Below are 12,747 nucleotides of genomic sequence, written 5' to 3'. Positions count from 1 at the left end.
GCCACGTCCAGGCCTTCGCCCGCCACGTACGCCACCAGCCGCTTCGTCCCCGCCCCCTGCCCCTTCGCCACCACCACGCACTCGCGCACGCCTTCGCACTGCGCCAGCGCCGCTTCCACTTCACCCAATTCCACCCGGAAGCCACGCACCTTCACCTGCGTGTCCGCGCGCCCCTGGAACTCCAGCACCCCGTCCGCTCGCCACCGGGCCAGGTCGCCCGTGCGGTACATGCGGCTGCCCGCGGGCCCGTACGGGTTGGGCAGGAAGGCCTGCGCCGTCAGCCCCGGCTGGCCCAGGTAGCCTCGCGCCAGGCCGTCACCCGCCGCGTACAACTCACCCACCACGCCCACCGGCACCGGCTGCCACTGCCCGTCCAGCACGTACACCTGCGTGTCGCCAATGGGCCGCCCAATGGGCACCACCAAGCCCACGTCCTCCACCGTCTCCATGCGGTGGCACGAGGTGAAGAGTGTGCCTTCCGTCGGCCCGTAGCAGGCCGTCACCGTCACGCCCAACGTCTCCAGCGCCCGCTTCACGTGCGGCGCCGACACCACGTCTCCACCCGTCAGCAGCTGCTTCACCCCACGCAGCCCTTCCAGGTTGCCGTCCACCATCTGCGTGAAGAGGCCCGCCGTCAGGTGCAGCACCGTCACCCCGTGCCGCTTCAGCACCCCTTCCAATTCCTTCACGTCCCCCACCGGCACCGGCGGGTACACCACCAGCTTCGCTCCGCTCAGCAGCGGGCCCCATACCTCCAGCGTCGACGCGTCGAAGGACACCGGCGCCAGCAGCAGGAAGGTGTCGGCCTCCGTCCACCGGGCGTAGTTCGCCTTCAGCACCGTGCGCAGCACGCCTCCGTGCTCCGTGCACACGCCCTTCGGCTTGCCTGTGCTTCCCGACGTGAAGTCCACGTACGCGACGTTGCGGCTTCCCACGCCGCTTGCTGGCGCGTGCTTCGGCTGGCGGCTGAGTTCCTCGCGCGCCTCCTCCAGCCTCACCACGTCCAGGCCTTCCGTCGGAAGGCGCTCTCCCAGCGCCCGCGTCGTCACCAGCACGCGCGCCCCAGCCTCCTTCAGCATGTACGCCAGGCGCTCGCGCGGGTAGTCCGCCTCCAGCGGCACGTACGCCCCGCCCGCCTTGAGGATGGCCACCAGCGCCACCACCAGCTCCACGCCGCGCTCCAGGCACAGCGCCACCCTCGACTCCGGGCCCACGCCATGCGCCTTCAGCAGGTGCGCCAGCTGGTTCGCCCTCCCGTCCAGCTGCGCGTACGTCAGCTGCTCCTCGCCCGCCTCCAGCGCCACCGCGTCCGGACGACGCGCCACCTGCGCCGCGAAGACGTCCACGATGCTGGCTTCGCGCGGGGAGTCGCTCGCCGTCTGGTTCCACTCCACCAGCACGCGCTGCTTCTCCTCCGCCGACAGCACTCCGACTTCCCACAGCCGGCCCGTCTCCCCCGCCACCAGTCCTTCCACCGCACGGCGCCACTGCTCCAGCAGCCGCCCAATCCCTTCCGCCTCGAAGCGCGGCGTGTCGTACGCCAGCTTCAGCAGCAGCTCGCGGCCCGGAATCACAGAGGCCGTCAGCGGATAGTTGCTGCGCTCGACGCCGCGCACGTCACGGATGCCGAGCGGATTGCCCTGCGCCGCGAGTGATGCGTCCAGCGGGTAGTTCTCGAAGACGAAGAGGCTGTGGAACAGCGGCGTGCCTCGCGGCACCTGACTGAGGCCCTGGATGCGAACCAGGGAGTCGTATTCGTACGAACGCGACTCCGTGTGACGGGCCTGCAGGTGGTGCAGCCAGGTGGAGACGGTGGACTCCGCCTCCACGCGCATGCGCACCGGCACGGTGTTGATGAAGAGGCCGGGGGCGTCTTCCGCTCCGGGCAACTCCGGGGGCCGTCCGGAGACGGTGACGCCGAAGACCACGTCCTGCTCGCCGCTGTGGCGAGAGAGGACCAGGGCCCAGGCCGCCTGCACCAGCGTATTGAGCGTGAGCTGCTGCCGGCGCGCGAAGGACTGGAGCGCGGCGGTGGTCCGCGAGGACAGGGAGAGGGACCGCTCGGCGTGACCGGAGGGGCTGTGCTCGAACGACTCCGTTGCGCCCGGCAGCGGCGTGGGCGCGTGGAGGCCCGCGAGCTCCGCGCGCCAGAAGGCCTCGGAGCGTCCCGCGTCCTGCGCCTGGAGCCACGCGATGTAGTCGCGGTAGTTCGCTCCCGTTGCCAGCTTCGGAAGGGCGTGTGCCGACACCAGCGACTGGTAGATCGCGAAGACCTGCTTGAGCAGCAGGGCCATGCTCCACCCGTCCAGGATGACGTGATGGAAGCTCCAGATGAGCCGGTGGACGTGCGAGTCCAGGCGCACCAGGGCCACGCGCAGCAGCGGGCCCTGCGTGAGGCTGAAGCCCTGCGCCCGGTCCTCTTCCAGGTACGCGTCCAGCGCCTGCCGCTGCGCCGCTTCCGTCTGCCCGCGCCAGTCCAACTCACGCCACGGCAGGGCCGCCTCGCGCCGCACCACCTGCAACGGCGCTTCCAGTCCCTCCCACAGCAACGTCGTGCGCAGCACCGCGTGCCGCGCCACCAACTCCTCCCACGCCCGCTTCAGCGCCGCCACGTCCAGCTTCGCGTGGAAGGCCCAGGAGAGCTGCTCGAAGTACACCCCCGACTTCGGCGACAGCAGCGCGTGGAAGAGCATGCCCTGCTGCATGGGCGACAGCGGGTAGACGTCCTCCACCTGCTGCCCCACCACCTCCTGCACCTTCGCCAGCGTCTTCGCGTCCAGCTTCGCCAGCGGGAAGTCCGCCGGCGTGTACTTCGCCGCGTCCTGCGTCTTGCGCCCGGCCACCAGCGCCTTCAGCGCCTCGGTGTACTCACGCGCCAGCGCCTCCACCGTCGCCTTCGTGTGCAGCGCTTCGCTGTACGTCCACGTCACTTCCAGCTGCCCACCCACCACCAGCCCGTTGACCTCCAGCACGTGGCTGCGCTGGCCGCCTTCGCCCTGCGTCGGGCCCGCGGACTCCTTCGCCAGCGTGAAGCCTCCGGTGCCGCTGGCCAGCGCGTCGAACTGGCCCAGGTAGTTGAACGCCACCGGTGCCCTCGGTGCCTGCTTCAACTTCGCCGCGATGGCCTCCGGGCCCTGGTAGCGCAGCAGGCCGTAGCCCACGCCCTTGCCCGGCACGGCCCTCAGCGTGTCACGCACCGCGCGCAGTGCGTCCCCCGCCGTGCCTTCCTTCGACACCTCCAGCACCACCGGGTACAGCGAGGTGAACCACCCCACCGTGCGCGTCACGTCCGCGTCCGCGAAGAGCTCCTCGCGACCGTGCCCCTCCACTTCCACCCGCACCCGCGGCAGGCCCGTCCACTTCGTCAGGACTCGGGCCAGGGCGGACACCAGCACTTCGTTCACGCTCGCCCGGTACGCGCCCGGCACTTCCTGCAGCAGCGTCCGCGTCTCTTCCGCGTCCAGGCCGACCACCACACTCCGTGCGGAGGCCACCGTGTTCGCGGCTGCCGTGTCCTGTGCGGACGCCGCCGTGCTCACGTCCACCGGAAGCGCGGATGTCTCTTCACGCGCCTGCGCCAGCCACCATGCCGCTTCCTTCTCCAACTCCGGCCCGCGCGCGTACTCCTCCAGCTTGCGCGCCCACGTCTGGAAGGACGTCGTCTTCGCGGGCAGCACCGCGGGCATTCCGCTGCGCAGTTGCGTGTACGCCGTGCCCAGGTCCTCCAGCAGCACGCGCCACGACACGCCGTCCACTGCGAGGTGGTGCACCGCCAACAGCAGCCACGACGGTTTGCCCTCGCCGCGCTCCACCAGCAGCGCGCGCAGCAACAGCCCTTCGTCCAGCCTCAGGCTGCCCTGAAGCTCCTTCGCCGCCTTCGCCAGCGAGTCCTGCTCGCTGTCCTTTGCCGAGAGGACGAGCCGCCGCAGGTAGGGGCCCGGGCCCACTCGCGCGTGGTGCTGCGTCCAGCCCGCTGCCCCCTTTTCGTACCGCAGCCGCAGCGCATCGTGATGCGCCACCAGCGCCTTCAGCGTCTCCTCCAGCCGCTCCGCCTCCACGCCCTCCTTCGCCTCCAGCAGCACCGCCTGGTTGAAGTGGTGCGCCTGCGGCAACTGCCTCTCGAAGAACCACCGCTGAATCGGCGTCAGCGCCGCCTCTCCCTCCACCAGCCCCTGCTCCCCCACCACCCCGCGCCCCTGCTCCACCACCTTCGCCAGTTGCTCCACCGTCGGGTGCTGGAAGAGCTGCTTCGGCGTCACCTTCAGCCCTGCCTGCCCCGCCTTCGCCACCACCTGGATGCTCAGGATGGAGTCGCCGCCCAGCGCGAAGAAGTTCTCCTTCACCCCCACCCGCTTCACGCCCAGCACTCGCGCCCACACCGACGCCAGCATCTCTTCCGTGCGCGTCCTCGGGGCTTCGTAGGCTTCCGACGCTTCAGCCGTTGCTTCCGGCTTCGGCAGCGCCTTGCGATCCACCTTGCCATTGGGTGACAGCGGCAGCGCGTCCAGCACCACGAAGGCCGCGGGCACCATGTACTCCGGCAGCCGGGCCTTCAGCGCTTCGCGCAAACCTTCCGCCGTCACGCCCTGGCCCACCACGTAGGCCACCAGCCTCTTGGTGCCGGGCACATCCTCGCGCACCACCACCACGCTCTCGCGCACACCGTCGCACTGGGCCAGCGCGGACTCCACTTCGCCCAACTCGATACGGAAGCCGCGCACCTTCACCTGGAAGTCCAGGCGGCCCAGGTACTCGATGCTGCCGTCGGCGAGGACTCGTGCCTGGTCTCCCGTCCGGTAGAGCCTTGCGCCCCGGGGCCCGTAGGGATCCGGGATGAACCGCTCCGCCGTCAGCGCGGGACGGCCCAGGTATCCCCGGCCCACCTGCACGCCTCCGATGTAGAGCTCTCCCGCGATGCCCACCGGCACCGGCCGCAGTGACGCGTCCAGGACGTGGATCCGCGTGTTCGCCACCGGCCTGCCGATGGGCACCGAGCGCCGTCCGTCATGGCGCTCGCAGGTCCAGGCCGTCACGTCCACCGCGGCCTCCGTGGGGCCGTAGAGGTTGTGGAGCGGGACGCCCAGCCGGTCCAGGCAGCGATCCTTCAGGTCCAGCGGCAGCGCCTCACCGCTGCACACCACGCGGCGGAGCGCCGTGCAGCGCTCCAGCCCCGGCTCCTCCAGGAACACCTGGAGCATGGACGGCACGAAGTGCAACGTCGTTACGCCTTCGCGCGCCATCACGTCCACCAGGTAGGCGGCGTCCTGGTGCCCTCCGGGCTTCGCCACCACCAGCCGCGCTCCCGTCATCAGCGGCCAGAAGAACTCCCACACCGACACGTCGAAGCTGAACGGCGTCTTCTGCAACACCACGTCGCGGGGCTCCAACCCGTAGGCTTCCTGCATCCAGAACAACCGGTTGCGGATGCCCGCGTGGGTGTTCATCGCGCCCTTCGGACGCCCCGTGCTGCCCGACGTGTAGATGACGTAGGCCAGGTGCTCCGCGCCCACGCCCGACACCACCGGCTCCGGCGACAGGATCGCCACCTGGGGCCAGTCCGCGTCCAGGCACAGCACCGGCGTGCTCCCCACCGACAGCAGCGGCCGCAGGTGCCGCTGCGTCAGCAACACCGCGACCGCCGAGTCCTCCACCTGGTACGTCAGCCGGTCCGCCGGTGCCGACGGATCGATGGGCACGTATGCGCCGCCCGCCTTGAGCACCCCCAGCAGCGCGATCACCAACTCCAGCGAGCGCTCCGCGCACACGCCCACGCGCACTTCCGGCCCCACGCCGCGAGCCCGCAGCGCCCGCGCGAGCTGGTTGGCCCGGCCGTCCAGCTCCCGGTACGTCAGCCGGGCGCCCTCGAAGTCCACCGCGACGGCGTCCGGCGTGCGCGCCACCTGCGCTTCCACCAGGCCGTGCAGCGTGCCCTCCAGCGGGTAGTCGCGCGCGGTGGCGTTCCAGTCCACCAGCAGCCGCCGCTGCTCTGCTTCCGCCATCAGCGGCAGTTCCTTCACCCGGGTCTCCGGGTGGGCCACCGCTCCCGCCACGAGCACGTCCAGGTGCTCCACCCACCGCGCCACCGTCGCCGCGTCGAACAGGTCGGTGTTGTACTCCAGCGTTCCCGCGAAACCGGTCGCCGCGTCGGTGAGCGACAGCTTCAGGTCGAACTGCGCGCCCGCGCCCTCCGCCTCCAGCATCCGCAGCGCCAGTCCGGGCAGCCGCAGCTCCGGCAGCGGATCCTCCTGTAGCGCCAGCATCACCTGGAACAGCGGCGAGCGACCCAGGTCGCGCTGGGGCTGCACCGCGTCCACCAGCTTCTCGAACGGCACCGCCTGGTGCGCGTAGGCGCCCAGCGTCGTCTCGCGCACCTGCTGGAGCAGCTCGCGGAACGACGGGTTCTCGCCCAGCCGCGCGCGCAGCACGAGCGTGTTCACGAAAAGGCCGATGAGCCCTTCCAGCTCCGCGCGGTCACGTCCCGCGACGGGCGTGCCCACGAGCACGTCGTCCTGCCCGGCGTGGCGCGCCAGCAGCGTCTGCCACGCGGCGAGCAGCACCATGAAGGGGGTCACGCCCTCGCGGCGTGCGAGCGCCCGCACGGCGTCCGACAGCTCGGGCGTCAGGCGCACCGGAAGGGTCGCGCCCGCCGCCGTCTGGACCACCGGGCGGGGACGATCCGTTGGCAGCGCCAGCACGTGCGGCGCGCCCTCGAGATGCCCGCGCCACCAGGCGAGCTGCGCATCGAGCACATCGCCCTGGAGCCAGGAACGCTGCCACGCGGCGTGATCCACGGGCTGAAGGGACAGCGCCGGAAGCGGCGACGGGCGGCCCGACAGCCGGGCCTCGTAGAGCGCGGCCACTTCGCGCACGAGCACCAGCATCGAACCGCCGTCGGAGACGACGTGATGCAGGGTCAGGAGCAGCACGTGCCGCGTGGGCGCGCACCGCACCAGCGTGAGCCGCAGCAGCGGCCCTCGCGAAAGGTCGAAGGGCTTGCGCGCCTCCTCCGCCATCAGGCGCCGCAGCTCCGCGTCCACGCCCTCGCCGTCGAGCGCGGACAGATCCACGCCGACAAAGGGCACCGGGGCCGACTTCGCCACCACCTGGAAGGGCTGTCCCTCCGGAGCCACCAGCGACGTGCGCAGCGATTCGTGCCGCTGGACCAGGACCTCGAAGGCGTGCTTGAGCGCGGCCACGTCCAGCTCGCCGTCCAGTTCGACGGCCGCGGGGATGTGGTACGCGGGGTTGCCCGGCTCCAGCTGCTCCAGGAACCACAGCCGCTGCTGCGCGAAGGACGGCACGAGCGCGCCCTCGCGGGACACCGGCTCCAGCGCGGGCGCCAGCGTCCCCGCCTGCTCCAGGCGGACGGCGTCGATGCGGGCCGCCAGCGCCGCCAGCGTGGACGCGTCGAACAGCGCGCGCACCGGCAACTCCACGCCGAAGGCGCCCCGGACGGCGGACAGCAAGCGCGTGGCGAGCAGCGAGTGCCCACCGAGCGCGAAGAAGTCATCGTGCAGTCCCACCGGCTCCACGCGCAGCAGCCGGCTCCACAGCCCCGCCAGCACCTGCTCCGTTGGCGTCACGGGCGCGACGAAGCGGTGCTCCGAACGGGGCAGCTCCGGCGCCGGCAGCTCCTTGCGATCCACCTTGCCGTTGGGCGTGAGGGGCAGTGCCTCCAGCACCATCACGGCGGACGGCACCATCGACTCCGGCAGCTGGCGCCGCGCATGCTCGCGGAGCGCGGCCTCGTCCAGCGCCTGGCCCGGCTTCGCGACGACGTAGGCCACCAGCCGCGTGTCCCCTGGCACGTCCTCGCGCGCGACCACCACCGAGGCCGCCACACCCTCGTGCCTCGAGAGCGCCGCTTCCACTTCGCCCGGCTCGATGCGGAAGCCGCGGACCTTCACCTGGTGGTCCACGCGGCCCAGGAACTCCAGCGTCCCATCCGCGAGCCAGCGCGCCCGGTCTCCCGTGCGGTACATCCGCGCGCCCGGCTCGTCGCGGAACGCGTCCGGCACGAAGCGCTCCGCCGTCAGGTCCGCGCGGCCCAGGTAGCCGCGCACCACGCCGTCACCACCGATGAACAACTCACCCGGGACACCGACCGGCACCGGGTGCAGGCGCGCGTCCAGGATGTAGAGGCCGGTGTTCGCCAGCGGCCGGCCCAACGACACCGTCCCGCCGGTGTCAGTCTCCACGCGATGCGTCGAGGACCACACCGTTGTCTCGGTGGGTCCATACATGTTGAGCAATACTGGAACGCGTGCCCGCAGGCGTGCGGCAAGGCCGCCCGGGAGCGCTTCTCCGCCCACGAGCAACTGCCGCAGACTTCCCAGCGCATGCAGCGCGCGGGGCTCCTCCACGAGGGCGCGCGCGTAGGACGGCGTGCACTGGAAGTGGGTGACGGCGTGACGCTCCAGTGTCTCCGCGAGCGCGGCGGGCTCCAGGCCCGTCGGCGCGAGCACCACCTGGAAGCCGCGCGTCCAGGACCAGAGCAGCTCCAGCACGGAGATGTCGAAGGAGATGCTCGTCATCGCCAGCCACGTGCCCGGGCACGGCGAGACGTGCGCATCCATCGCGCGGAAGAAGTTCATCACCGTCCGGTGCGGCACGCCCACACCCTTGGGCCGCCCCGTCGAACCGGACGTGTAGAGGACGTAAGCGAGCGTCCGCGCGTCACGCGACGGCTCCGTGAAGTCCCCTTCCGTCGCGTCGTCCAGGAAGAGGCGCCGCTCCGAAGGAACAGGGAGCACGCCCTCCAGGCGGCGCGGGCTCACGAGGACCTTCGCTCCCGAGTCCTCCCACATCGCGGCGAGCCGCTGCGCCGGGTACGCCGGATCCAGCGGCAGGTAGGCCGCTCCCGCCTCCAGGATGCCGAGCAGCCCCACGGCCAGCTCCACCGTGCGGTCCACGCAGAGGCCCACGACGGACTCCGGCCCCACGCCGCGACTCCGCAGCGCATGCGCCAGGGCCCGCGCTCGCTGGTGCAGCTCGCGGTACGTCAGCCGCGTCTCTCCGACGACGAGCGCCACGGCATCCGGAGTGCGGGCGACCTGCGCCGCGAACCGCGACGCCACGGTGGCATCCGCCGGGAAGGCAGTGTCCTCACCGCGCGACAATGCCCGCAGGTGTTCCGCTTCCGAGGCGTCCAACCACGGCAGCGCGTCCACGGTGCGTGAAGGGTCCGCGACCGCGGCCTCCAGCAGCACGCGCAGGTGCCCGGCGAGGCGGGCCACGGTGTCCGCGTCGAAGAGGTCAGTGGCGTACTCCAGCCAGCCCTCGAAGCCCCGGGGGGACTCGGCGAGCGAGAGCGTCAGGTCGAACATCGCCGTGCCGGGGTGTACTTCCACCAGCCGCGACTGGAGGCCCGGCAACACCGGGGCGCCCACCTGCGCGCCCTGGAGGATGAACATCACCTGGAAGAGGGGCGTGTGCCCGCGCTCGCGCGTGGGTTGCAGCGCTTCCACCAGCTTCTCGAAGGGCACGTCCTGGTGCGCGTACGCGCCCATCGCCGTCGCGCGCACCCGGCCCAGCAGCTCCCGGAAGGTGGGCGCGCCGGACAGCCGCGTGCGCATCACCAGCGTGTTGACGAAGAAGCCCACCAGCCCCTGGAGCTCCGCGCGGTTCCGGCCCGCGATGGCCGTGCCCACGCTGACGTCGTCCTGCCCCGCGCGGCGAGCGAGCACCGCCTGGAAGCCCGCCAGCAGCACCATGAAGGGCGTGACGCCCTCGCGCACCGCCAGCTTTCGCACCGCTTCGGCCAGTCGGGAGTCCAGCACCACCGGCACCCGAGCGCCCTGCGTCCCACGCTCGGCGGGACGCGGCCGGTCCGTGGCCAGCTCCAGCAACCGGGGTGCACCTGAAAGCTGCTTGCGCCAGTAGTCCAGTTGCGACGTCAGCGCGGCGCCATCCAGCCACTCCCGCTGCCACTCCGCGTAGTCGGCGTATCCCAGCGGCAGCGCGGGCAGAGGAGAAGGCCGGCCCTCGCGCAGCGCCGCGTAGAGGGCGGACACCTCACGCACCAGCACCGCCATGGACGTGCCGTCCGACACGGCGTGGTGCATGACGAGCACCAGCACGTGCGTGCGCTCCTCCAGCGTCAGCAGCGTGGCGCGCACCAGCGGGCCGCGCGTCAGGTCGAACGGGCGGCGGGCCTCTTCATGGGCCAACCGGGAGGCTTCCGCCTCGCGGGCCTCCACCGGCAGGGCCATCAGCGACACTCGCGCCAGCGGCAGCACCGCGTCCTTCGAGATGAGCTGGAGGGGCCGTCCGTCCTGCTCCCCGAAGGAGGTCCTCAGCGCGTCATGGCGCGCCGCGAGCGCCGTGAGGCTGCCCTCCAGCGCGGCCACGTCCAGCTCACCTTCCAGCCGCACCGCCGCGGGCAGGTTGTACGCCACGTCCCCCGGCGCGTACCTGTCGAGGAACCACAGCCGGGCCTGGGCAAACGACACGGCCCGGGCACCCTCGACGTCCCGGCGACGCAGCGTGCTGGACACAGGTCCAGATGCAGCACGCAGCGAGAGCAACTGCCGAGCCAGGGACGTGATGCTCGGCCCCTGGAGCAACCACTCCATCGGCACCGTCAGCCCCGTGCCCGTCCCCACCTCATGGGCCAGCTCCACCGCGCCCAATGAATCCAGTCCGAAGCGCGTGACCGGCGCCTCGACGTCGATCTCCTCGCGGCGCATGCGCACGTGCCGGGCCACGATGTCGCGAAGCCACGCCACCAGCGCCTCCGCGTCCGGCTTCGCGGCCAATCCCACGGAGGCATTCGAACCGGCTGACGCCGCAGGCCCCGTCGCTGCATTGCCCGTGCTCGAAGCAGAGGAACCTCCTGCTCCGGACGGCCCCCCTTCGGAACCCGCCGGGCCGTTCCCTCCTGCCGGAGGCTCGGGCGGCTCCTCCCGCCACGCCATCACCTCCTGCAACGTCGCGGTCAGGAACCCCGTACGGCACGCGTGCCGCTGCACCTTGCCACTGGACGTCTTGGGCAGGCTGCCCGGCTCGATGAGCACCACCGCGTGCGCCTGCACCTCGTGCGACTCCGCCAGCCGCTGCCGGATGGCGCCCACCGCCGCGTCCGCCGCCGCGAACTGCTTCCGCAGGTCCCCCAGCCGCCGGACGTCGATCTCCTGCACGACGACCGCGCGCTCCTCGCCCGCCACCTCCACCGCGAACACCGCGCCACCACCGGGCCGCAGCGCCGCGTGCGCCGCCTCCACCGTCGCCTCCAGGTCCTGGGGGTAGTGGTTGCGGCCACGCAGGATGATGAGGTCCTTGCGCCGCCCGGTGACGTACAGCTCGCCATCCGGCCGCAGGAAGCCCAGGTCACCCGTGCGCAGATACGGCCCGCCGTCCTCCCGGGCGATGCGCGCCTGGAACGTCTCGCGCGTCGCGTCCTCACGGCCCCAGTACCCCTGGGCGACGCTCGGCCCCGACACCCAGACCTCGCCCACCTCGCCGGCCGCGCGCCGCTCCAGCGTCTCCGGATCCACGATGGCGATGCGCTGCTCCGCCAGCGTCCGGCCACACCCCACCAGCGTCCGGGCACCCGGCTCCGCCGCGCCCACTTCCTCCGCGCGGTGCCGCTCCAGCGCTCCACCCGAAATCGTCACCGACACCGGCGGAGCCGACTTCTCGCCTCCGGAGACGATGAGCGTCCCTTCCGCCAGGCCGTAGCAGGGGTAGAACGCCTCGCGACGGAAGCCGCTGGGACCGAACGCCTCCATGAAGCGCTCCAGCGTCTCCGGGCGGATGGGCTCCGCGCCGCAGAACGCGACCTCCCACCGGCTCAAATCCAACGCCTGACGCTGCTCCGGCGTGCTCTTGCGCACGCACAGGTCGAACGCGAAGTTTGGCCCGCCGCTGATGGTGCCCCCGAAGCGCGACACCGCCTCCAGCCACGCCATGGGTCGCTTGAGGAACGACAGCGGCGACATCAGCGCCGTGTGGAAGCCCCCGTACAGCGGCTCCAGGATGCCGCCGATGAGGCCCATGTCGTGGTACGGCGGCAGCCAGATGACGCCCACGCTGTCCGCCCGCGCCTGGAACGCGCCATGGATGAGCGACAGGTTGTGCAGCAGGTTCCCGTGCGTGAGCATCACGCCCTTGGGCGTGCCCGTGCTCCCGGACGTGTACTGGAGGAAGGCCAGCGTGTCGGCCGTCACCGCCGGCGCACGCCACGCGGAGGCCTCGTCCGGCGACAGCGCGTCCGTCGCCAGCCACTTCACGTCCCGCAGCTCCGGCGCCTGCTCGAACAGGAACTCCGCCATCGACAGCACGAACGACGTCGTCAACACCACCGTCGCCCGCGCGTCCTGGATGATGGCCCGCAGCCGCGGCAGCGTGCGCTCCAGCCGCGAGGGATCCGGCGGGTACGCGGGCACCGCCACCGCCCCCGCGGACAGGCACCCGAAGAACCCCGCCACGTACTCCAGGCCCGGCGGGTACAGCAGCACCACCCGGTCCCCCGCGCGCGCGTGCTCCGCCACCGCGACGGCGATCGCCCTGGCCCGTGACGCCAGCCCCGCGTACGTCAGCGCGCCTTCCTCACCCTCATCCAGGAAGGTGTAGAGCCGCGCCTCCGCCGCCCCCTGGACCCGTGCGTCGAGAAGATCCAGCAAGGTCGCAATAGACGACGCGTGGCTCGCCAAGAGCATGGTCGACGTTCCTCAAGGTGGATGACCGGGCAGGGGCCGCCGGGGGGACGGACCTGAACGGAAGGGTCATTGTTTTATCGCTAAAAAA

1 protein-coding gene is annotated in these 12,747 nt (G+C 71.7%); it reads right to left on the bottom strand.

All coding sequences use genetic code 11. From position 1 onward, the window contains the following. Positions 1-12,659: non-ribosomal peptide synthetase (locus AABA78_RS31145; RefSeq protein ID WP_338268733.1), on the bottom strand; the 12,659-nt coding region annotated here is incomplete at its 3' end. Positions 12,660-12,747 lie beyond the last annotated feature (88 nt).

The sequence above is a fragment of the Corallococcus caeni genome, assembly GCF_036245865.1.
GTDB classification, from domain to species: Bacteria; Myxococcota; Myxococcia; order Myxococcales; family Myxococcaceae; genus Corallococcus; species Corallococcus caeni.
This window is presented reverse-complemented; position numbering and strand designations above follow the sequence as displayed.